The sequence below is a fragment of the Ancylothrix sp. D3o genome (genome assembly GCF_025370775.1).
In the GTDB taxonomy this organism is placed as follows: domain Bacteria; phylum Cyanobacteriota; class Cyanobacteriia; order Cyanobacteriales; family Oscillatoriaceae; genus Ancylothrix.
The window spans coordinates 385912-409461 of record NZ_JAMXEX010000002.1; the positions used below are offsets into that span (position 1 = coordinate 385912).

18 protein-coding genes are annotated in these 23550 nt (G+C 43.2%); 7 read left to right on the plus strand and 11 right to left on the minus strand.

Annotation, left to right across the window (positions count from 1 at the left end; genetic code table 11):
• Positions 1-97: 97 nt before the first annotated feature.
• Together eno and NG798_RS05940 are read right to left on the minus strand one after the other, a co-directional pair.
• Positions 98-1387 (minus strand): phosphopyruvate hydratase, encoded by a 1290-nt coding sequence (eno, locus tag NG798_RS05935; RefSeq protein WP_261221041.1) that lies wholly within the window; start codon positions 1385-1387, stop codon positions 98-100.
• A 115-nt stretch (positions 1388-1502) separates the two neighbouring features.
• Complete coding sequence (locus tag NG798_RS05940) at positions 1503-1652, minus strand: hypothetical protein (protein ID WP_261221042.1); 150 nt, start codon at positions 1650-1652, stop codon at positions 1503-1505.
• Between NG798_RS05940 and gloA the strand changes: the two genes are divergently transcribed.
• From gloA to NG798_RS05965, 5 genes are all read left to right on the plus strand, one after another.
• Positions 1651-2085 (plus strand): lactoylglutathione lyase, encoded by a 435-nt coding sequence (gene gloA, locus NG798_RS05945; protein WP_261221044.1) that lies wholly within the window; start codon positions 1651-1653, stop codon positions 2083-2085. The genes NG798_RS05940 and gloA overlap by 2 nt on opposite strands.
• An 89-nt stretch (positions 2086-2174) precedes the next feature.
• Positions 2175-3818 (plus strand): iron uptake porin, encoded by a 1644-nt coding sequence (locus tag NG798_RS05950; protein ID WP_261221046.1) that lies wholly within the window; start codon positions 2175-2177, stop codon positions 3816-3818.
• A gap of 199 nt (positions 3819-4017) precedes the next feature.
• Positions 4018-6666 carry an ATP-dependent chaperone ClpB gene (gene clpB / locus NG798_RS05955; protein ID WP_261221047.1) on the plus strand — a complete coding sequence of 883 codons (2649 nt, stop codon included), beginning with the start codon at positions 4018-4020 and terminating at the stop codon, positions 6664-6666.
• Between the two features lie 198 nt (positions 6667-6864).
• Positions 6865-8334 carry a hypothetical protein gene (locus NG798_RS05960; protein WP_261221049.1) on the plus strand — a complete coding sequence of 490 codons (1470 nt, stop codon included), beginning with the start codon at positions 6865-6867 and terminating at the stop codon, positions 8332-8334.
• A 47-nt stretch (positions 8335-8381) separates the two neighbouring features.
• Positions 8382-8885: an ureidoglycolate lyase gene (locus NG798_RS05965; RefSeq protein ID WP_261221051.1), complete on the plus strand. Its 504-nt coding sequence runs from the start codon at positions 8382-8384 to the stop codon at positions 8883-8885.
• Positions 8886-9073: 188 nt separating this feature from the next.
• Here NG798_RS05965 and NG798_RS05970 read toward each other — a convergent pair whose 3' ends face one another.
• Genes NG798_RS05970 through NG798_RS05980 form a run of 3 tightly spaced genes read right to left on the minus strand, consistent with a single transcriptional unit; the run spans position 9074 to position 10863 of the window.
• A complete protein-coding gene (locus NG798_RS05970) occupies positions 9074-9571 on the minus strand; it encodes a YcxB family protein (RefSeq protein ID WP_261221052.1) in 498 nt (165 codons plus the stop codon).
• A 15-nt stretch (positions 9572-9586) separates the two neighbouring features.
• Positions 9587-10051 carry a cupin domain-containing protein gene (locus tag NG798_RS05975; protein ID WP_261221053.1) on the minus strand — a complete coding sequence of 155 codons (465 nt, stop codon included), beginning with the start codon at positions 10049-10051 and terminating at the stop codon, positions 9587-9589.
• A 53-nt stretch (positions 10052-10104) separates the two neighbouring features.
• Positions 10105-10863: a cysteine hydrolase family protein gene (locus NG798_RS05980; protein WP_261221055.1), complete on the minus strand. Its 759-nt coding sequence runs from the start codon at positions 10861-10863 to the stop codon at positions 10105-10107.
• A gap of 272 nt (positions 10864-11135) precedes the next feature.
• Here NG798_RS05980 and tyrA point away from each other — a divergent pair, with 272 nt between their 5' ends.
• Positions 11136-12233, plus strand: a complete 1098-nt coding sequence (tyrA, locus tag NG798_RS05985) for a bifunctional chorismate mutase/prephenate dehydrogenase (protein ID WP_261221056.1) — start codon at positions 11136-11138, stop codon at positions 12231-12233.
• Here the strand turns inward: tyrA and NG798_RS05990 are convergent.
• The 4 genes from NG798_RS05990 to NG798_RS06005 form a co-directional block, all read right to left on the minus strand.
• Positions 12230-13228: a sulfotransferase gene (locus NG798_RS05990; protein WP_261221058.1), complete on the minus strand. Its 999-nt coding sequence runs from the start codon at positions 13226-13228 to the stop codon at positions 12230-12232. The genes tyrA and NG798_RS05990 overlap by 4 nt on opposite strands.
• A complete protein-coding gene (locus NG798_RS05995; protein WP_261221059.1) occupies positions 13225-14247 on the minus strand; it encodes a sulfotransferase in 1023 nt (340 codons plus the stop codon). The genes NG798_RS05990 and NG798_RS05995 overlap by 4 nt, the downstream gene beginning before the upstream one ends.
• Before the next feature lie 112 nt (positions 14248-14359).
• Positions 14360-15880 carry a hypothetical protein gene (locus NG798_RS06000; RefSeq protein WP_261221061.1) on the minus strand — a complete coding sequence of 507 codons (1521 nt, stop codon included), beginning with the start codon at positions 15878-15880 and terminating at the stop codon, positions 14360-14362.
• Positions 15881-15974: 94 nt separating this feature from the next.
• Positions 15975-17504: a hypothetical protein gene (locus NG798_RS06005; protein ID WP_261221063.1), complete on the minus strand. Its 1530-nt coding sequence runs from the start codon at positions 17502-17504 to the stop codon at positions 15975-15977.
• A gap of 37 nt (positions 17505-17541) precedes the next feature.
• Between NG798_RS06005 and NG798_RS06010 the strand changes: the two genes are divergently transcribed.
• On the plus strand, positions 17542-18654 hold the full coding sequence (locus NG798_RS06010; protein WP_261221065.1) for a glycosyltransferase: 1113 nt from the start codon (positions 17542-17544) through the stop codon (positions 18652-18654).
• A gap of 61 nt (positions 18655-18715) precedes the next feature.
• Here the strand turns inward: NG798_RS06010 and murJ are convergent, their stop codons facing one another.
• Both murJ and NG798_RS06020 read right to left on the minus strand, forming a co-directional pair.
• Positions 18716-20056, minus strand: a complete 1341-nt coding sequence (gene murJ, locus NG798_RS06015) for a murein biosynthesis integral membrane protein MurJ (RefSeq protein WP_261221067.1) — start codon at positions 20054-20056, stop codon at positions 18716-18718.
• 108 nt (positions 20057-20164) lie between these two features.
• The gene (locus tag NG798_RS06020; RefSeq protein WP_261221069.1) at positions 20165-23548 is read right to left on the minus strand and encodes an amino acid adenylation domain-containing protein; all 3384 of its coding nucleotides are present in this window, start codon (positions 23546-23548) and stop codon (positions 20165-20167) included.
• Positions 23549-23550: the final 2 nt, after the last annotated feature.

Genomic DNA, 23550 nt, shown 5'->3' on the forward strand with positions numbered 1-23550 from the left:
TTTCTTATTAACACCACCGGCCCCCAAAAACCCAAACAAAAAAGTAAAAGGTAAAAGGTAACAAATATCCTCATTACCCCTTACCAATTACAACAAATTACTTAGAAATCTTGGGCCCCATACCGGCAGCCGCAGCATAAACAGCTTGTGCGCCTAACTCATCCTCAATCCGCAACAAACGGTTATATTTTGCCACTCGTTCACTACGACAAAGCGAACCAGTTTTAATTTGACCGGCACGAGTAGCCACCGCCAAATCAGCAATCGTAGTATCCTCAGTTTCACCAGAACGGTGACTAATAATCGAACGGAAACCATTACGACCACCCAAATCAATCGCCTGCAAAGTTTCCGTCAAAGAACCGATTTGATTTAACTTAATCAAAATCGAATTTGCAGCCTTCAAATCAATACCTTTCTGCAAACGAGTAATATTTGTAACAAACAAATCATCACCCACCAATTGCACCCGATCACCGATTTTTTGCGTCAAAAGTTGCCAGTTCTGCCAATCTTCCTCATGCAAACCATCCTCAATCGAAACAATCGGATATTCGCTCACCAACCTCGCCATATAATCGATAAATTCCGCCGGCTCCTTGGCAGTACCATCATAGACATACTTGCCATCCTTATAAAACTCACTCGCCGCCACATCCAACGCCAAAGCCACCTCAGAACCAGGCTTATAACCGGCCTTTTCAATAGCAGCCACCAGCAACTCCAAAGCTTCCTGATTTGAGCCTAAATTCGGCGCAAAACCGCCTTCATCACCCACACCAGTCAGCAACCCCTTATCATCCAAAACCTTGCTCAGACACGCAAAAACCTCAGCACCCCAGCGCAAAGCCTCCTTAAAAGAAGTCGCGCCCACCGGCACAATCATAAACTCCTGAAAATCCACATTATTTGAAGCATGGGCCCCACCATTGATCACATTCATCAAAGGCACCGGCAACACATTAGAAAGCGGCCCACCCAAATAACGATAAAGCGGAATTCCTAACGCATCCGCAGCCGCCTTTGCCGTAGCCAAAGACACCGCTAAAATCGCATTTGCCCCTAAATTAGACTTATTCGCAGAACCATCTAAATGAATCATCGCCCCATCAATGCTGGCTTGATCCAAAGCATCTTTTTCTATTAGGGTAGGAGCAATTTTATTTTCGATATTTTCAACCGCCCTCATCACACCCTTTCCGCCATACCGGCTTTTATCGCCATCGCGGAGTTCGTGTGCCTCAAACGTGCCGGTAGACGCACCACTGGGGACTTGCGCCAACCCCATCGCACCACCTTCGAGATAAACTTCCGCTTCAACAGTCGGACGTCCGCGAGAATCTAAAATTTCACGGGCTTTAATAGAAAAAATTGAAGTATCGTTCATAGTGAACAGTTCCAAATGTCAACAAGAGAGTGTTCAGATCGAAGCTGAAATTTCAGCAGGCATCGCTCCGGCGTGGCTTTGCCGGCGCAAAAATCACCAATGGTAAGCATATCTTTTAAAGCTGCACGCCTGTACAGAAATTAATCATTTCAACAAAATTGCCATTGCTTGCTTCTTGAAAGCCGGTTAACCGAACCCCAGCAAAAAGCGCCGGTGGAGCAACCTTAGAATAAAAAAGAGAAGCAATACCAATGGAGAAGGCCATGCGATTACTGCATACAATGCTCAGAGTCGGCAATTTAGAGAGATCCCTAGATTTCTACTGCAATATCTTGGGGATGAAGTTGCTGCGCCAAAAAGATTATCCCAGTGGTGAGTTTACTTTGGCTTTTATTGGTTATGGCGAGGAGTCGGAGAATACAGTCCTTGAATTGACCTACAACTGGGGCAAAGATAGTTATAACTTGGGCGATGCCTACGGTCATATCGCTATCGGGGTGGATGATATTTATGGCACTTGTGAAGAAATTCGCGCTAAGGGGGGGAAAGTCTCCCGCGAACCAGGGCCCATGAAACACGGTTCGACAGTGATTGCTTTTGTGGAAGACCCCGATGGGTATAAGGTTGAGTTGATTCAGCTTGGTACTCAGGGATCTGCCGGGGAAAAACAACCGAGTGCGGCTGTTGGTGCTAAGTAGCCGGTTTTCAAAGCAGAAGATAAAAACCCGGTTAGCCAAAAAAGCCGGGTTTTGAGCAGAGTTTTTTATGTGTGTTGTGAGGTTTGGTTGTGAAGTTTTTTCTCTGGCGGGGATGTGGTTTGGGGTTTTTGATGTTTTTTGGTTATGGGTTGCCGGTGGCTGGGGTGTCGCAGTCGCCACCGGTTAAAACCGGCGTCTACACAAATAAAGTCCCCTCCGGCGACTGGGGAACCGGCCAAAGTGAACAACCTGCGCCGCTTAAAACCGGCCTCTACCCAAACCAAATTTCCTCCGGGGATTGGTTAACCGGCCAAAGTGAGGCAATGTTGGATACCCCGGAATCAGAAGCAATGGGCCAACTGACATCCGTTGAGCAGTTGTCGGATGTCTTGCCTAGTGATTGGGCTTATCAGGCTTTAAAATCGCTTATTGAGCGCTATGGGATTCGTTTGGGATATCCTGATCGGTCGTTTCGTGGCAATCAGGCGATGACGCGCTATGAGTTTGCGGCGGCGTTGTCGGAGGTTTTGGAGAAAATTCAGCCGTTGCTGGGTGTGGATCGTGAAAGTGTAGAGCAAGATTTGGCGACACTGCAACGTTTGCAACGCGAGTTTGCCGGTGCTTTGGCTCAATTGCGCGGCAGAATGGATGGTTTGGAGGATCGCACAACTGACTTAGAAAATAATCGTTTTTCTCCGACTACAAAAATGACCGGCCAGTTTATCTGGACTCCCACAACTGGCAATCAGGCTGACTTTACTTTTGTTTCTCGTCTGCGGCTGAATTTGCTTACTGCTTGGCGTCCAGAAACCGGTTTTCTAACGACTCAGTTGGAAATGGGTAATGGTGGCGGCGATACGGTGAGTGCTCTTCAAAATGATGATGGCGTGAATTTGCTGGGTAGCACCGGCCTGTTTGCTGGGGCCGGCGGTCTGGATTATGTTGAGGTTGACCCGCAAGTTCGTCTGCGGAAGCTATACTACACTTTACCTTTTTTGTCAAGTGCTACGCTAACAATTGGGGCAAAAATGTCACCGCGTTATTTTATTGACCGCAACCGGTTTGCCAATAATGAGGCGGTCGATTTTAATTCCAGTTTTTTTGTGAATAATCCGCTGATTGTCCAAAATCAAATTGACCGCGAGGGGGGGGCCGGTGTGGCGCTAAATTGGCCTATTCAAGGCACGCCCCTCACTCTGAATGCGCTTTATATTGCAGCAAATGCGGCAGATCCGCAAAGGGGTGGTTTTTTTGAAGACGTCAACCAGGGGAGTGTTGAATTACAGTATGCCCCAAACCCAGATATGGCTGTCCGTTTGCAATATACCCATGCGAGAATTAATCAAACGGATGTTAAGGCGTTTGGCATTAATGGGGAGTGGGCTTATAGTCCCCGGATAGGGGTGTTTGGGCGTTTGGGGGTTGGGGACTATAGCGGGTTTAATTCTGTGTTGGGCCGGGAGTTGAATGCTTCGCCTTGGACGTGGATGCTGGGGGTGACATTCCGCAATACGCCGGTGCCTGGTACGATGGCGGGGATTGCAATAGGTCAGCCGTTTGTTACGGGTGAGGTAGGGAATGCCACCCAAACGAATTTTGAGGCGTTTTACAATGTTCTGATCAGCGATAATATAAGTGTGACTCCGACGTTTTTGTTGGTGAATAATGCCGATAATGACAGTGAAAATGGTACCATTTGGCAGCTTGGTCTGCGGACGGTGTTTTCTTTTTAGCACCGATTTTTATTGATTGTAGGGGAGTGGGTATCTAGGTTTATGTTATTAAAAAACAGCTTTGATAAACTCTCTCCTAGTTGCTAAGTTTGTGTTTTTTTGAACCGCAGATAAACGCAGATGAACGCAGATAAATACGGATGGTTAACTGTTTTATCTTTGTCTATTTTGTAAAGTAAACAAATTCCCGATTCTACAAATGCAACCTACTGATTCAACTAAATTTACTGATAAAGCCTGGGATGCGATTGTTAAATCCCAAGATGTTGCTCGCCGGTTCGCTAATCAAAATCTTGAGGTGGAACATTTGGCAATGGCGGCGCTGGAACAACAAGATGGTCTGGCTGGTAAGATTTTATCTAAGGCTGGGGTTGTTCCTGATCAACTTTTGCAGCGGTTAAAGACTTTTACTCAAAGCCAGGCGAAACAAGGTAAGATTGACCAGCTTTATCTGGGGCGTGGTTTGGATTTGATGTTGGATAAGGCTGAGGAGTTTCGCCAAGGTTTTCAGGATGATTTTATTTCTATTGAGCATATTGTTTTGGCTTTGTGTGAAGATGAAAGAATTGGAAAACGGACTTTTCGGATTTTAAATTGTGACCGGCAAGCTTTGGAAATTGCTATTAGGGCTTTGCGTGGTTCTGCCAAAGTTCAAGATCCAAACCCGGAAAATAGTTATGGGGCTTTGGAAAAGTATGGACGGGATTTAACGGAACAAGCAAAGGCGGGTAAACTTGATCCGGTAATTGGTAGGGATGACCAAATCCGCAGGGTGATTCAAGTGCTTTCTCGCCGGTCAAAAAATAACCCGGTTTTGATTGGGGAACCGGGGGTTGGTAAGACGGCTATTGCTGAGGCTTTGGCTCAAAGAATTGTTAATGGTGATGTGCCGGAATCTTTGAAAAATCGCCGCTTAATTTCTCTGGATATGGGGAGTTTAATTGCGGGGGCAAAATATCGCGGTGAGTTTGAGGAACGCTTGCGGGCTGTGTTGCGCGAGGTGATGGGAAGTGATGGGCAAGTTGTGCTGTTTATTGATGAGTTGCATACTGTTGTTGGCACCGGCGCTAATTCTCAAGGTTCAATGGATGCTGGGAATTTGTTAAAGCCTATGTTGGCGCGGGGTGAGTTGCGTTGTATTGGCGCGACTACGCTGGATGAATATCGTAAGTTTATTGAAAAAGATGCGGCTTTGGATCGCCGGTTTCAACAGGTTTTTGTTGACCAGCCAAATGTGGAGGATACTATCTCAATTTTACGCGGTTTAAAGGAGCGTTATGAGGTGCATCATGGGGTGAAAATTTTGGATTCTGCTTTGGTGGCGGCGGCGATGTTGTCGGAACGTTATATTGCGGATCGATTTTTGCCAGATAAGGCGATTGATTTGGTGGATGAGGCGGCGGCGAAGTTGAAGATGGAAATTACTTCTAAGCCGGCAGAATTGGAAACGGCAGACCGGCGTTTGATGCAGTTACAAATGGAGAAGCTTTCTCTGGAAGCGGAACAAAATAAAGCGGCTGCGGAACGTCTCGAACGTATTGAGAAGGAAATGGGGGATCTTAAAGCGAAACAGCAGCGTCTCAGTGCTCAATGGCAAGGGGAAAAGCAGTTACTTGAGGGAATTAATACTCTTAAGGAAGAAGAAAACGAATTGCGGAAAAAAATTGACCGCGCTGAGCGAAATTATGATTTGAATACAGCGGCGCAGTTAAAGTATGGCCGGTTGGAAAAGGTACAGCGCGAACGGGAGGCAAAGGAGGCTGAGTTATTAAAGTTGCAATCGCAAGGATCGACGCTTTTACGAGAGCAAGTTACGGAGGGTGATATTGCGGAAATTGTGGCGAAATGGACTGGTATTCCTGTTACTCGGTTGATGGAATCTGAGCGGCAAAAGTTATTACAATTAGAGGCTCAATTACATCAGCGTGTTATCGGTCAAGATGAGGCTGTTTCTGCTGTTTCTCAGGCGATCCGACGGGCAAGGGCGGGGATGAAAGATCCTGGTCGTCCGATTGGTTCGTTTTTGTTTATGGGGCCGACTGGTGTTGGTAAAACTGAGTTGGTGCGAGCTTTGGCGCATTGTTTGTTTGATACGGAAAATGCGCTTGTCCGACTTGATATGTCGGAATATATGGAGAAACATTCGGTTTCTCGGTTGGTGGGGGCTCCTCCGGGTTATGTTGGCTATGAGGAGGGGGGTCAGCTTTCGGAGGCTGTCCGGCGACACCCTTATTCGGTTGTGCTTTTTGATGAGGTTGAAAAGGCTCACCCGGATGTTTTTAATATTTTGTTGCAGGTGTTAGATGAGGGGAGAATTACTGATTCGCAAGGCCGTTTGGTAGATTTCCGAAATACGGTTATTGTGATGACAAGTAATATTGGCAGTGATCATATTTTGGATGTGGCGGGGGATGATTCTAAGTATGAGGAAATGCAAAAGCGGGTGATGCACGCTTTGCGTGGTCATTTCCGCCCGGAGTTTCTTAATCGGGTGGATGATATTATTTTGTTTCATGCGCTTTCTCGGAAGGAGTTGCGGCAAATTGTTGGGGTGCAACTTAAGCGGGTTGAGCGTTTATTGGCGGAGCAAAAAATTAGTTTGCTGATGACGCCGGCGGCTCAGGATCATTTGGCGCTTGCGGGTTTTGATCCGGTTTATGGGGCACGTCCTCTTAAGCGAGCAATCCAGCGCGAGATTGAGAATCCGATTGCTACAAAGTTGTTGGAAAATTCTTTTGTAGCGGGGGATACGATTGTGGTGGATTGTGTAGGGGATGATTTGACGTTTAGCTGTGAGTTGCCGCAGGTGGCGGAGGTGGAGGTTTCCGAGGAGGTGCCGGTTTCTTAGGGGAGAGGGGGGCTTTTGTGATAGGGAGGCGGGCACCCTTCCCGCCCCACCAAGGATAAGTCCCCTTGCTTCTGGTGTGGTGACAAAGCAAGGAACCGGCTGTTATGATAGCGGTTGAAGTAAGTTAAAAGTTTATTTTTTCCTTAGATAAAGTTTTTTTGCTTTTTATAAACTTCTCTCAAACATTTACCGAGAGCAATGACAGATTCTTTGTTACCGTCTACTCCTTTATCTGAGCCTGTGCCGGCGGCCCGTCCAAAGAAAAGCAATTTGGGGCGTATTTTAATTGGTTTAGGATTGCTGATTAATGGCGCTCTTTGGGCGGCTGCAATTGCATATATTAAGTTAACGCCGTCAAATTACACCAGTGAATTTACAATCTTTTTACCGGCAGCGAGTTCGAGTGCAAATGTCAATGTTTCGGATACAAACGCGCAGGTAGAGGGTTCAAATCAATCTCCTTATCAAACTTTAATCCGGGTTGATCCGAGACAAAACTATTTATTTATTGCTAACAGTCGGACGGTTTTGTCGGCGGCGGCGGCGGCGGTGCAAATGCCGATGGAAGATTTTGGCACGCCGCTGGTGGGGACGAATAAAAATGATACGCTGATGTCTTTTAAAATTGATGGTTCAAGTCCGGCGGAGGCTCAGCGAAAGGCGCAGGCGCTTTATAAGGCTTTAGTTCAGCAAATTGATAGTTTGCGTGAGGAAATGGGGCAGAAAGAATTTCAGCGCCAGCAGTCGGAAAATCAACTAATGCTGAAGGATGCTCAAGGAAAGTTAGAGGCGGCAAATAAACAGTTAGCGATTTTTAAGAAACAATCTCCGCTGCGCCGGTCTGAACAAATTGGCGAGCTTTCTGGCAGTTTGGAATCTTTGCGACAAGAGCGGGAGATGGCTTTAGCTTCTTTGCAGCAGACAAGTTCTCGCTTACAACAATTAGGCGCAAGTTTAAATATTTCGGTTGAGCAAGCATCAGATATTATTACTCTGCAAGCCGATGAAATTTTCTTGAAACAATGGGCAGATTATAGTGCAGCTAGTGCGAATTTATCGAGTTTGTTAGCGCAGTGGCGCCCCGGTTCTCCGCAGATAGAAAGTGCGGAAGCCAAGCTTACAACGGCAAGGTTTGCTTTGCAAACGCGGGCAACTGCGGTATTAGGGAAACAGGTGGGGGAAGAGACTTTACAGCAGTTAAATCGCAGCCTTAATAGTAGTGGGGGAACGCGAGAAAGTTTGTTTCAAGATGTTGTGACTTTGCAGGCAGATCAAAAAGGTTATGCGGCTAAGTTGAAAAGCCTTGATGAACAAATTGCTCAGCTTGATTCTCAGGTAAAAGTGTTGATCCAAGAGCAGTTTACGCTGACTGATTTGGAGCGCAATGCAAAGGTTGCTGATAATTATTTTACGTCTACGATGGCTCAGTTAAATTTGAGTAAGCCGGAGGTGGCTACTTCTTATCCGGTGGTGCAATTGATTGCTGATCCAAGTTTGCCGGCAGAATCAAGTGGCCCGGATAAGAAACTGCCGCTTTTAGGAGCACTTGCTTTTACTTTGTTGAGTGTTACTGGTGTCGCGCTGTTTTCTTGGGAGCGCTCTCTGCACAAAAATAATAGAATCATAGAGGATAGCAATTCTGTGGTAGGACAGCTTGGTGATGAGTAAGGGTTTCTATACACGCTACACGACGCTACACAAGGAGATAAGTCAAGGTGAATAGTCCATTATCAAAACAGCTAAAGCAATTAAAAGCAAGTTTAATTACTCCTGAGAATTTTAAGCCTTACGGACAGGTAATTTTTGCGAGTGCGGATGGTAAGGCTTTTGATTCTGAGGATGCTCAGTTAGTTTTAAATCGGGGTATTCCGCGTTTTTATATTATCCGGTTGATGAATAAAGGACGCAAGTTTGGCGGGATTACTCGGCATTTGCAATGTACGCAGTGTTTGGGATCTTTGGAGGGGAAGGAGTGGTTTATGGGGGTGGCTCCACCGGCTGATTTTCTTTGTCCAAAGTTAGAGGATATTGTGGTGTTTAAAATTCCGGGTAATTGTTTTATTAAGTTGGAGGTGGGTACTTGGCACGCGGGCCCCTATTTTGATGCTGATTTTGTGGATTTTTATAATTTGGAGTTGAGTGATACAAATGTGAGCGATCACGATACTTGTAGTTTGGTAAAAACCTATGGGGTTGAGTTTGAAATTGCGGATTATTAACCGCAGATAAACGCGAATAAACGCAGATAGATCATTTGCGTAGCGCTATCGCGCCGCTCCGCGTACATCTGCTACAGGATGCGGTTTATTAAATAGATGTTTTTTAAGGCTGCTGCAAGGGTTAAATTAAGGCTTTGTTGAAATTTATTTTCTGTAGCCGGTTGGGGTTTGTTTTTTGATGGGTTGGGTTAGGCGAGGAGTTTTTTGCTTTTTAACATTAGTTCAAAGAGTTGGAGATCGGCTTCTGTATAAAAGGCGGCTTTGGGGATATAATAAATGGATGCTTTGGTGACGTATAAAAAGTAAAATTCTCTTACATTTTCCGCTTTATGAAAGTTGGATACTCTGTACTTGAATAAGCTTCCGTCATCGTAGAAAAATGTAAAAAAATCAATGTCTATTTCTACTCTGGTTTTTTGAAAGACAAATTTGTTTTGGGCTGCTGTTTTATAGGCTAATAATGGCGTAAGTCCATAAAGAATTGCAAAAAATATTACCCAAATCATTAATCCTGGGAGAGCAGATGATAAAGGTTGGGTGAATAATGGCACTAAATTTACGACAAACAGCAAACCCCATATAATTAGGTTGATTTTGCTGCGTTTGTAATACAAACTAGATATAATTTTGAAAAATTGTTTTTCTGTGATGTTATATTCTTTGGTTTTGATATTTATGTTTTCCATGTTTTTGAGAGGGGGCTAAATTCCAACGGCGAAGGTTTTGGGGGTTGTTTGACATAAGACGGCTAAATCTTCTTCGTCTAATTCCACCGGCTCACCGCTATGAATTAATTCTGCAAAGTCTTCGTTTGGTACCATTACACACAAGGCATAAAGTCTTGTATTGCCGATATTTTCGATAACATGAATGCCGGTGGGTGGTACTAAAATGCTGTCTCCTGCGCGTATAGAAACGCTTTTTCCATCACAATGTGCTCGCCCTTCTCCTTTGAGGATAAAAAACATTTCGACGGCGTATTGATGCCGGTTTGGGGGGGTTTTTCCGCCGACATCAAAAATTTCGACACAAAATGTTACAGACATATTTGCGCTGGAAGGCTCAAATACAATTGCCAGCCGGTTTGTGTCGTGGGGGCTGATGCGAAAAACTTGATAATCTTTGGGTGATTTTACAACGGGAATTACGCAGCTTTCAGCTTCCATCAAAGTTTACTCCTGTGGGGGGAGAAGGGTGAGTCAAAGAGATAGCAAATATTTTATTGCATTGCTTCAAAAATGGCTTGGGAGTCGGTGACGAAACCGAAACATTGCTTAACGTTGTAGAGGGTTGCTTGCCAGCAAAATTCAGGGGATGTTGTGGCGGTGCAATCTTTTACTAGAAGGCAATCATAGCCTAAAAAATTGGCGTCTTGGAGGGTTGCCATGACGCATTGATCGGCATTGACTCCGGCAAAAAATAAGGTGGTTTTTCCTAAGTTTCGCAAAATGCTATCCAGGGGGGTGTCCCAAAATCCGCTCATACGATATTTATCCACTCGGATGTCTTGGGGGTTTGGTTCGAGTTCGTCTACGACTGCGGCTGCCCAACTGCCTGCTTCTAAAACTTTTGCGCCGTTGCTGGGTAAGGGGTTGCCGAGTCCGATAGCGGTGCCTGTGGGGTTATAAACGTGGAGGGTGGCGGGGCTGATGTTTAAGAGATCCGGTCGATTACCCCAGTTAAGCCAAATGATGGGGATGCCGGCTTCTCGCAGGCTGGGGAGGAGCTTTTGCAAGGGTTGGATGGGGGTGCGGGCGGGTGAAATGTCTACGCCTATATGGGCTAACCAGCCATCGGCGTGACAGAAATCGTTTTGCATATCTATTACTAAGATGGCGGTTTTGGTTAAGTCTAGGTGTAGGGTTTTGGTTTCTGTTAGTAAGGTGATGGGTTTTGGGGGTAGTGGGGGGCGGGTGAGATCGGCGGTTTTTTCATCGACTTTCCAGGCGTTGGGGGGGTTTCCAAGGGTATGTTCCATAGAGATCGAGGAGGGAAGATTAGGTTGGTTTGAGTGTATGCGTTAGCAATTACGAAAAGTTATTAAATAGGTATTTTTTTGATGTTAAGGGGAAAAGTCGAGGCTGGTGGACAAATCTACAAAAATTTACAAAGCCCGCAGTCTGGGGGTCTAGGGTGGTTGCGTGGGCTTTGCAGCAATGGGCTGGTAGCATTTTGGTTCATCTTGGTAGTAGGGGAGAAAGCATACTAGACTATTATTAATAAAATTTAGGAATTTTGGTAATAAAAGCAATGACCCACACAACACTTGAACAAATCGATTTGCAATTAATCAAACTTTTGGGCGAAAGAATTTCTTTGTTGGCCCACTCTACAAAAAACCCAAGTTTAAAGGAACAAATATCGGCTTTAAAACCATTACTAAAAGAGGCGGGTGTCCCAGAGTTTATATGGGAAAATTTGATTACAACCTGTGCAGCTGCGACTGTTGCTGCTGCTGCTATACCAAGCTCGAATGTAATAGCCCGAAATGTTACGATCATTGGTGGGCGGGGCATGATGGGTCAATTTTTCAGTCAACAACTAACCGCTGCTGGTCATCATGTAAAAAGTTTGGGAAGTAAGGACTGGGAACGGGCAGATACTCTGTTAAAAGAGGCAGATTTGGTTTTAGTATGTGTTCCCATTGAACGAACAATTGATATTATCCAAAAAACGGCATCCTATATTTCTAAAAGTACAGTTTTGGCCGATATTACTAGCATTAAAACTCCTTTTTTAAAGGCTATGTTAGAGGCTCATTCTGGGCCGGTGGTTGGTCTTCATCCGATGTTTGGGCCGGGGGTTAATTCGTTTTTATCCCAAACGGTCGTGGCTTGTCCTGGTCGAGACCAAGAGGCGTTTCAATGGCTTTTAGATTTTATTAAAAATGAAGGAAGTAAGTTGATTGTTTGTAGTGCGGAGGATCACGATCAAATGATGGTTGCAGTGCAAGCAATTCGGCATTTTTCCACATTTAGTTTAGGTGTATTTTTGGCAGGAGAAAAGTTTGATATTGCTCGAAGCTTGGAGTTTTCAAGCCCAATTTATCGTTTAGGGATTGATATGGTAAGCCGACTTTTTGCTCAGGATGCTTCGCTGTATGTCGATATTATGTTGGCGACGGATGAGCGGTGTTTAGCGATTAATAATTTGGCCAATACTATTGCTCGACTTGCGGAATTAGTTATTGAAAAAAATCGCGCTGGGTTGCTAGAAGAATTTGAGAAAACCAGCGCTGTTTTTGGCGAAGAAACAGAGAGAGCGTTGCGGGAAAGTAATCATGTTATTAATGCTTTGAGTACCTTATTAGCTGCCCGCAAAGCTGAGGAAAACTGGCAAGGAAGTTAGATCGTATAATCTAACTCTTGCATGGTTTTTTCAAAGAGGGGAAGAATGGCGGGGTTGAGGGGGAAGCTTTTTTTGGCCGGTGCCGGTGAGAGGGTTTGACACGCATAGTCTAAAAACGTATCGTCGGAAGGCAATTCGCAAAATTCCAGCAGTTCTTTTAAGCTGGTTTTGGGAGACGAGGCAAGGTCTTCATAACGGAGCATATAAAGGTTGCCAGGATTTTGTTTCATTAATTGCATTCCTTCTCGCATGGTTACTACCCACTCAACGGCTGCCATGTCGGTGTGTTCGGTAAAATTAGCAATTTCTGAAGCAACGTTTTGAAATTCTGGATCTTGAGCAATGACTTGTTTTACAAGTAAGTCCCATTTACGATTATTGACTCCCCACCAGTCATGGAGCTCCCCCTGAGATTGAACGCCTAGGCGTTTTGACCAAGTTTGAATTGACCGGCAAGTATCCCATCCATTGCGAACTAAAAAGATAAATTTGGCATCGGGAAAAATGCCGCTTACAAAGGAGGTACGAAAGATTAATTCGGGGTATTTATCGACGACTCGTTTTGAGCCGACAGCGGTGAGATAAGCACCAAAAAGGCGATGAGCGTTGAGGCGAATTTCTGGGGTTACATCAGCTTCTGTCAGACGGTAATGGGCCTCTTCCCGACTGTAACTTCCCACTAAATCTTCATCGGGGTAAATGGCGTGCCAAAGTGCTTTTGGTTCATTAAGAAAACCAACTTCTCGGTGCATGGAAAGCACGATTCCTAAAATTGTTGTACCACTGCGTCCAGTCCCAATAATAAAAATCGGTTTTTCAATTTTTTTGAGTTGGGGAATGCGTTTTTCCAGGGCAAATAAGGTGAATACTAAAGGATTTATCCATTGACCTTTTGTAGTGACAGGCCGGCCTTCAAATAAGCTATAGCTAAGCAACCGGGTAATTGCTTTTGTCGGGCGAGTTTTGATGTACAAATTGTCCATTTGAGCAATCATGTTAAACGTCTCCTGATTGTTTCTGTAATATTCCGCATCCGTTTAAGGTTTAGCAGTAATGCCAAGGCAATTTGCACCGGCAAAGAAATTACGCTAGAACCCACCGTTAGAGGGTTGGGATTAATAGCCATCGGCTCATAACCGTGCTTTTCCATTGTAGTTTTTGCAACCCACTGGCATAAAAAAATTTCTGTGGAAGTTAAACCACCTTTTTGCCAGCTACCGGCTCTTTCTTTGTTGATACCTTTTTCTTCAGGTTTGTCAAGTCCGCTGGAAGAACCCACCTGTGGAACTTCCAACAAATTTTTATCAAAGGGAATTTCAATAAATTCGCAAACTTTTTGAACAATGCTATCGGGATCGCTTAGCAAATCTTCAAAACGAATGGAAAAGACGCGGGGATCATCGGCAAATTTTTTAGCAGAACGGATCGAGGCATTCCAAAGTTTAGTAATGGTAATGGGATGATAATTCATCCTCGCTCGAAATGCCTCTTGCAATGGAATATTTTTTGCTCCCAAAAACCGCCGCATCCACTTACGCTTTTGCGATAACAAGACATCACGGGGATCTCGAATCATGTTAATAATTCGCGCTTCGGGATATAACTCCAAAATTTCCCCAATATAAAAAACATTTCTTGGGGTTTGGTCACAAGGAATCGTTTTATTGTATTTCGCTGCTTCCCAATATAAGAAAGCATCAAATATGTCTGCTGAAGTTAGGTCTTTAGCCCCAGTTGCCGTTAGTAATTCTTTAGCTTCTGGTAAAAATCGGCTAGAATCTCCTTGCCGTAAATAGCCATCTCTTTGAATACAAAGCAAGCGAGATGCTAGTTGTTCTGCTTTGTTGTTTTCAACGGTACGATCTCGATCTTCCGGCGCCCATAACTGCTCAAAAAAATGCAGTTCATCAAACGTAAAAACTTGCGGATGTTTCCCCATGATGCGCCCCATCATGGTTGTACCGCTGCGACTGTTGCCGACTACAAAAATCAGCCGACGTTTTCGTTCATACATTGACAGCACCTTCTGATACTTATTTGTTCTTTGGCTATCTTAACCGCTTTCTTTTGAGAACGGTAGATTTTAATGAGATTTTATCAAAATTTTATAATATATCTAGTGGTTTCTAAGGACTGAGTTTTGTAATGGAGTAAGGAGGAAGGCTAAGGGCTCCTGAGACTGTGCCTTTATTGTTCATAAGTAAATCATTGTTTACGTTTGAAGTCAGAGGATTGCCAGAAATTTGTTCGTAATTTATTGGTTGAGTAAACAAGGGAGTAACATCAATTTTTAGGGGTTGAGGCGATAAATTTAAGATGATACCTTTCTGACTTTTGGCGTTGCTGAATAGCCACCCATATAAGGACGGATATTCAAAATTATTTTTGCCTTTTAATAGGTATTTTTCTGGAAAATTGATTTTTTGGGCAGATGTCATTTCTTCTGTGGCATCGCCTAATAAACGTAAAGCTGAGCCGCTGGCTGATAAATTAAAAGAACGAGGTATTCCTGGTGCCTTTTTGTCAATAACCGCTGCAAAGTGGGGATGTCCAGCTAAAAGATGATTGCAAATGAGTTCTACCCTCGAATCTTCTAAAAACACCATGCTCATTGCTGCGCTATAAAGTCCATGTGCCCACGTACCAGCCACCTTTGGCTGTTCTTGATTCTGATTATCTGGTTTGGTTTCCCTTAAGTTATATTCGGTAATCCAAATTTTTTTGTTTTGGATGTTTTGGAAGTTTGGATCGGTTTGTAGGGTTTGCCAGTTGCGGAATGGTTCGCCTAAAACAATAGGAATTTCTACTTCAGTAAATGGTGTAGATGATGAAGAATTTAATCCATTTTCCCAGTACAAATGCAGAGTTATCGCCTCAGCATTTTGTAAAACTGGGCCTAAAATAGCTTTATTCCAATTTTGTAATCGACCTGATCTTTGAGGGATAGGAATCGCTCCAACAACAGAGGTTTTCACATCAGGAAATTTTTGCTTGATGGCCGTAATCCATTGATTCGCTGTTTCTGCATAAGATCGAGGGGTTGGAAAGACAGTATTATAATTTTTAATATTAAAATAAAATTCGTTTCCTAACTCAATATACTCCACAGGTATGCCTATTTTTTCGGCTTTTTCCAACATTTGTATTTGCGATTTCAAGTCAGATGTGAGCATATTTAAGACAAATAAAGGACTGGTGCCTGTTGCCTCTAATCCTATTTTAAAATCTTCAAGTTTGCTGGCGGTATTTTTGCGAGCTTGATACCGTAAAAACTGTGGCAAACCTCCGGGTAAACTGCTAGTATCCTCAATCAACCCTCCACGTTGCCAATCCCAATAATTTGCGACTTCTCCCCCTGGTAAACGCAACATTCTAGGGTTTAGTAAACTGACGTTTTTGACTAAATCGGTATCTCGCCAAGATTCAATGCGTACTGAGTTAACATTGAAACACATATACTTCGGAGAAAGTGGTCTTTGTGTCGCCAAAGAAAGAGCAGGGTTTGTCACATTTTGGCGGGAATTTTGGCTAATAAAATTGTTGTTATTTTCTCCCTGACAAGCGTTTATACCCAACAAAATAAGTCCAGAGACAACGAGGGATGAAGCAGTTTTATACAAATTATTTTTATTATCAATTCTTTTCATAAATCCCCTGTAGGTAAAAATTGCTTGGCGAATCAAGTCTCGCCTATTCTATCCTAAATTATAGCTAAGAGCTATAATTTTATTGATCCTAATTTTAGGTGCCTGTCAGCCTCTTTTTTCGTTCAACGTAATAAGCATTAACCGCTAATCCTGCCAGTAGCCAAAAATAAAAGGCAAAGGGTCGTAGCTTAAAGATACGTTCAATAAATCCATAGAAAAATGCCACCTGGGTCAAAGTTTTTACGATGACTCCTAGATTTTTATATTCTTGGCTAGAAGTCATCCGAATCAATACATTAGCATACTGAAAAATCCTCAAAAGAATCATCCAATAAAGTAACAGCCCTGGAAAACCTATAAATCCTAAAACACCAAACCAGTAAGGATCTTCATAAACAAACAAATTATTCTCTAACAAAACTTGATCTTCGGGTTCGGTTAACAGTTGTTGAATTTTTTTCCTTACTGAACCTAGCTCTGGACCAAAGCCAAAAATGCTACCACTCATAACAATGCTACGACAAATTGTTATAATCATCCATCCTCGAGAAGCTTCTGCGGTATGTTGCCAATATTCAGCGGAAAAAATAGTTAAAAAATAAGAAGTTATATCAAACGATTCCTCACTGCCACTAAATTTTCCTCCCACATAGCTGGTCTCAAAATTCAACAGCGGCAGCAGAAAAGAAGCAATCAGTCCTAATGCAAGTACACTCCAAAGAATCTTTAAAACCGCTTGAAATCTCTTAAAATATATTAAAATAATGAGCGGCACGATTAGTAAAAACATTAAGGTAGCCCGTTTTTTGGAAGCAAATATTCCAAAATAAATAGCTAACATACTAGCGGCATCTTTTACATTGTAAACAAAAGGCGAAGGACCCAATACATAAACTAGCCAAACTATTGTAATGACTAATAAAAATCCAGCTAAAATCGCATTATCTCCAAAAGTCCCGAAATTAGCTCCTTTATGCTCTAAAGCGCCTTGAGCAGCATTGGAGCCTTTAGGAGCAAACAGAATTTGACTGACTTGAGAAGGTAAAAAGAATTGCAAGGAAGCAACCAAAGCTTGTATCAGCCCCGATATTCTAACAACATTTAAAATTTGCTGAAGTTGAGGAATCGAAATATCAATATTAGCAACCGTATAATAAACTGCTAAGTAGCGCCAAACGGCGCGAATATTTTTAATACTCCCTGGAAGGCTGGCTTTATTGATTATAATTGAAATCGTGATGGAAATAAATAAAGCAATGACTAAAGGATCTATAGGGGTGATTCGGATTTTTTTACCGGCTTGGATGCGATCATAAAAAACTTTTCCCATCAAAATATAAAGCGCCAATTCTGGAACCAAGCCCAACAGTGTCAACACCGGCTTTGGCATCAGTGTCAATTTGAGAATAAAATCTTCAAACGGTGTGTATATACTAAAGCCCAAAATAATCGCATACGGCAATTGTCCGCTTTCTTTGGTAGTGTGATACCATGCTTTTGCATGAGCGATAGCTTTAGGGATGCTATAATTCATAAAACTCTTGTCCTTTGTTTTTTTTATCTTTCTTCCAACATCGGCTATTGTATCGCAACCAAAAATAGCAGGATGTTCTAGGGCGAACACCGAACCACTTATTACCAATTACTTTTTCTCGAAAACTATGACAGTTGCTTTAATCGCGCATTATCTAGGACCACGTTTAGGAATTGGCCAATATCTGGAAAGATTATTGCCACCTTTAATCGAGCAATTGATCGGCCTAAATATTCCGGTAAAAATATTTGCTTCACCCAACGCATTTGACAAAACTCCGGCCTTACAAAAGTTAGAGAATTACACAAAAATTGTGCCGTTTCTTGATTACTCACCAAGCAAGCGCTACGCTTGGGTGGCGACAAGTTTCAGCACTTATTGTAACAAAGAAAACGTCAAAACAGTTGTTTGGTTATCTAATCCTATTGTACTGCCTTGGCATCCCCCTACCCTTGCGGTTATTCACGATGTTAACGAATGGAAAAACGCTAATAAATATGGAGATCGCCTAAAAACTGCCTTACGATCTGCGATTTATCTTGATGCTTCGATTCGGTTTAGTCGAAAAATTATTGCGGTTAGCAAAGCCACAGAAAAAGATTTATTACATTTTCGTCCTCAATCAAATTTAAAAGAGAAATTAAAAGCAATTCCCAATGGTGCAGACTCGCCGTTGGTGAATTTAAAATCCGTGCCGGTGCAGATGCCGAGCGGCCCCTTTTTGTTATCGGTTGGACGCATTGATCCTGTGGCTAAACGTCTTCCTGAAGCCGTTGCTTTAGTCTCAGCATTGCGAGAGAGCAGTGGAGAAGGTTGGGAATTACATCTAGTCGGAGGAATGAATACCACAACTCAATCTGCGGGTGAGGCATTTTTGAAATCAATTGAATCATTACCTTGGGTAACTTATCACGGTCATATTCCAGATAACGAATTAGCCGAATGGTATCGCAAAGCCTCCGCAATTGTATTTTTATCTGATCAGGAAGGCTTTGGTTTTCCCATTGCAGAAGCGGCATCTTTTGGCCGTTGGGTGGTCGTTAGTCAAAGCAACGAAGCCGGAATAGAAGCTGGTGGACAGGCAATTATTCCGGTAGATTCCCAAAAGCCTAAAGCTGGTGCGGCGCTGCTGTTACAACAATTACAAAAGCCAAATTCTCCTGTCGCTAATCAAAATTTGCTAACCTGGGAAGCTACAGCAAAAGCTTATGCTGAGGAAATTTCTGGGATGCTAAAATAAAACCTAGGGAATTGGGGACGCAGGGGAACCATAGCTTCTGTTCTCAATTCCCAAAAATTCTTTATTTTGCATTAAATTTGGCAAACAAAGAAACGCCGGTCTTTTCTAAAAAATACAGAATCACGCCCACATTAATAACCAACATTAAACTGGCACCCATTGCAATGCCAGCCAAACCTTGCCATTGCAAAAACAACCAACTCATAAACACCCCGACAAACGACATAGACACCATTGTGTAAAACAATAAAAGATACTTTCTTTGAGCATACAGCCCGCCCTCCAATAACGGAATTATACAAGCAAATACTAACCCCATCCCGAACCACAAAAATACATCGGAAGTTTGCTGTATAGAAGCTTCTCCGAAGGAACCACGTCCATACAATCCTTCAATAATTTGCTGATTGAATAAGGCGATAAAGAGGGTGGCGGGCACTGTTATTAATAAAGCTGATTTAAGATTCCGCCGTAACGCAGAACCCAAACGAGATTTTTTACCGGCCAGGTCATCTTCTGTCATTGCCGGCAGACTGGTGGTAGCAATACTTATCCCTAACAAAGTTTGAGCAGCAGAAACAACTCTCATCGCAAAATATAACATCGAAACTCCGCCAACGCCCACCAAAGATGGTAATAATTGACTGCGAATTAAATTAGCCGCTTGTCTGAGAATAAAACCGAACGTAGGTAAAAAGCCTGCTTCCCACAAACCGGATAAATCTTCTTTAGAAACCCAAGCTTTCCATTGATGTTGATGACCGGCTTTGAAGGCATCAATAAACACCATCACGAAAAAAGCACCAAACCCAACACTATAAGCCAAAGCAACCCAGAGGGAAATGTTATTAAAATTCCATGCAAAAGCGATAGCAGCGACTACAACTGCCGGTGCAGCTGCATTTCTCAAAGCTACCACACTAAAGCGTTTTTGGCTATTTAAAACCACACTTAAAACCGCGATAGGTGGTGCAAAAAGCGCCATAGGGGCTGAGGCTTGTAGTAAAAAAGCAGCTTCCCTTCTACCTTCACTTGAAAATCCGGGCGCAAGGGCAATGACAATGATTGGGGCGAAAATTGCTAACACCAAAGCTATAACTAAACCAACCACCAACGATAAATTTACAATTCCACTAACAAAGCGATTATATTCTTGTTCGTTAGCCTTAACTTTGTACTCCAAAAATAGCGGCACTAAGCTAAAACGAGTTCCCTCACGCCAAACAATATCGCTAATGCGAGGCAAGCTCAAACCAATTATTAAAGCATCAGCAGTTATGCTAGTACCAAGTTTTGCCGCAATCAAAATATCAGCAAGCAACCCCAACAACATCCCCACAAAGGTTAATATCATTACTTTCAGGGTTGGCGATCTCAACAATTTAACCAGCCGATTTTTCATTGTTTATTCTTGAATCTTGAAATTGCAAAGTTCATGGCTCTTTATTGTTTCTTAAAATTGAAACTCTAAATAATGAGCCATGAACTCTCAACAGCTTACCACTAATGATTAAGCATTAACTTTCTCTAAACAAGCTTTTAATTTTCTGGCAAGTACCTCGACATTTGGTAGACTCATCACACCATCCGTACCCAAAGTATCGTGTTTTCCAGGGACTTCGTGAATTTCTAAACCATCGGCAATAAATTCTCTCCAACCCATATCCGCTTTGTTGTAATATTTCACCGGCTGAATACTGGCACGGAATAAAACTGCCGTTCCTTGATAGGCCGGTGGATTATATTTTGCGGCTGCTTGCCGATGTGCTTCTGTTAGTAATTGATTTTTTACCATTTCTGGTAATTGATGCCCCCTTTTTTGGTACATTTTAGAAATTCTGTACAACGCTTTACGCTTATATTTCTTGACTTTCCATTGAAGTTTATCGACAACATAATTGAATTTTTCTTTCATTCCCAGTTGGCTTAAGTTGCTCAAGTGGTTTGACAAACGCTCACCAGAGACTAAATTATTATCGCCTTGCCGCAATAAGTCTGGGGATGGACTATCTAATAAAGCGAGTAAACCCACTGTTTCTCCATCGGCTTGTAGTTGTCGTGCCATCTCAAAAGCCACCGCACCACCAAACGAATATCCTGCTAAATGATAAGGCCCTTTGATTTGTAGAGTACGTATTTCTTGGAGATAGTAAGCTGCCATTTCTTCTACGCAGGTGAGAGGAAATTTGATCCCATCTAATCCTTGGGCTTGCAATCCGTAGACAGGTTGATCTTCGCCAAGAAGCCGCGCTAAATCTCGATAAAATAACACATTGCCGGCGGCGGCGTGAACGCAAAATAACGGCGGTTTAGAGCCTTTTGGCTGAATCGGAATTAAAGAAGACCAGCTAACATTTTGCTGCTCATCCCCTAGGATTTTTGCAATTTGTTCAATGGTGGGGGCACTAAGAAGCGTTGCCAGGGGTAAACTTTTGGCAAACTCTTTTTGAATTTCTGCAAAAACTGTTACAGCTTGCAAGGAATTTCCGCCGAGTTCAAAGTAGTTATCTTTGATACCAACGCGATTAATATTCAAAGCATTTTGCCAAATCTTAGCAAGTTTGGTTTCTACTTCATCACGAGGCTCTATATACTCGGTTTCTGCATCCCGTTCTTGTTCTAAAGGAGGCTGAGGTAGCCCTTTTCGGTCTTGTTTTCCATTTGGTGTCACCGGCAATGCTTCCAACACCATAAACACCGAAGGAATCATATAATCTGGTAATTTCTCTGCCAAATATTCCCGCAATTCTTTGGTTTTTGGCTGTTTTTTTCCTTCTAAAACAATATAGGCAACTAAGCGTTTATCGCCAGGGATATCTTCTCTGGCAGTCACAGCAGCATCGTGAATATCTGGGTGTTGTCTTAAGACTGATTCAATTTCGGCAACTTCAATACGGAAGCCCCGCAGAGATACTTGAAAGTCTGTTCGTCCCAACAATTCAACTTTGCCATCATTTAAAAATCGTCCGACGTCGCCGGTTTTGTAAAATCTTTCTCCGTCGATCACCACATATTTTTCGCGGGTTAATTCTTCGCGGTTGGCATAGCCGCGTGTGATGCTGGCACCGCCTACATATATCTCACCCGGAACGCCTATCGGCACAAGGTTTTGATAGGGATCATAAATCCGAATTCGCACGTTATTAAAAGCGCTGCCAATGATGTTTTTTACCGCTTTTGTTTCTCGGCAAACCGGATAATTTGAGCAAAGAGTTGTGGTTTCACTGCATCCGTAAAGGATATAAATTTGGGCGTTTTTAAAGATGGGTTTGACATCTTCGATTAAGTCGGGGGCAACGGTATCGCCTCCCATGAAAACACGCCGAATATTGTTGAATTTTTCGGGTGGTAAATTTTGGGCGTTGATATAATCAACGGCTTTCCGCATTAAGCTGGGGGTTAAATGAACGTTGGTAAGTGAATCAAAACCGGCAACAAGTCGGCTCATGTCTAAAACGTTTTCGCGGGAAATGACAACAGAAGTGCCACCACCCATCCAGGGCCCTAATACTTCCAGCAAGGAAATACTAAAGGAAAATCTGGCAATACATGGCATGATATCGCTTGATTCAAACTTGAATTTATCCTGGGCTGTCAGAATATAATTCATTAAGTTTCCATGTTCGGCGACAACTGCTTTCGGTTTGCCGGTGGTGCCAGATGTGTACAGAATATAGGCGGCGTTGTTTTGGGTAGTTGTTGTGATTAAATTCTCTTGACTTTCTGGGGCAATGGCGGGTTCTTTGAGGTTGGTATTTTCTTCGGCGTTGATTGATAAACCGGCCCCTAATAATTCGTCTAGGCAGAGAATTTGTGCGTTGGTTTTTGGCAGTTGGGAAACGAGGGGAGTTTGGGTGAGTAATACCGGCACATTGGAGTCTTCTATCATGTAGGCGAGCCGGTCTTTTGGATAGCTTGGATCGAGGGGAACGTAAACGCCTCCCGCTTTAAATATGGCGATGAATGCAATTACTATTTCTAGGGAACGATCCGCACAAATTCCCACCCGAACTTCTGGGCCAATACCTAATTTTTGCAGATAGTGAGCGAGTTGATTTGCTTGATTATTGAGTTGCCGGTAGGTTAGGCTTTGGTCGTTAAATTTAACGGCGATGGAGTCGGGGGTGCGTTCGACTTGTTCTTCAATTAATTGATGTAAGCATTTATCTTTGGGGTACTCTGCGCTTAGGTTATTCCATTGTTGAGTGATTTGGGTGATTTCGGGTTGGGTGAGTATTTGATAGCTGTTGATTGGTTCGTTGCGGCTGGTTAATATGTCTTGGAGTATGGTTTGATAATGGCCGGTGATGCGTTCGATGGTTTCGCTGTTAAAGAGTTCGCTGTTATAGTCGATGATGCCTTCTATTTCTGCGTTGAGGTGGCTAAAGGAAAGATGCAAATCGACTTGGGGAAATTGGGGGGAGAGGATGCCTTTTGTACAACCTACTTGGAAGATTGAAAGGGGGGTGAGGTTTTGTTCTTGCAGGATAATTTCAAAGGGGTATTCTTTGTAAGTTAAGGCTTGATTTAGGGTTTGTTGAACTCGCTGGAGTAGTTCTAAAAAGGTGGGATTTCCTGAGAGGTTTGTTCTTAATGCTAGGGTGTTTTTGCCGCTGGTGGTGCCGGTGATTATGTCTTCGGTGTTTGTGTAGCGATAGAGGAGAATTTTAAAGGCGGTTAAAAGGATTGTGAATAAGTCGGTTTGTTCTTGTTCGCTGAGGTTCTGTAGGCCGGTGCTTAGTAGTTCGGGTATGGCAAAGGAATGGGTGGCGCTTTGATAGGTTTGGCTGGCGGTTCTGGGCCGGTCGGTTGGTAGTTGCAATACTGGCAGGGGGCCGGTGAGTTGTTGTTTCCAGTATTCGGCTGCTGATGTTTTTGGGGTTGTTGCTGTCATGG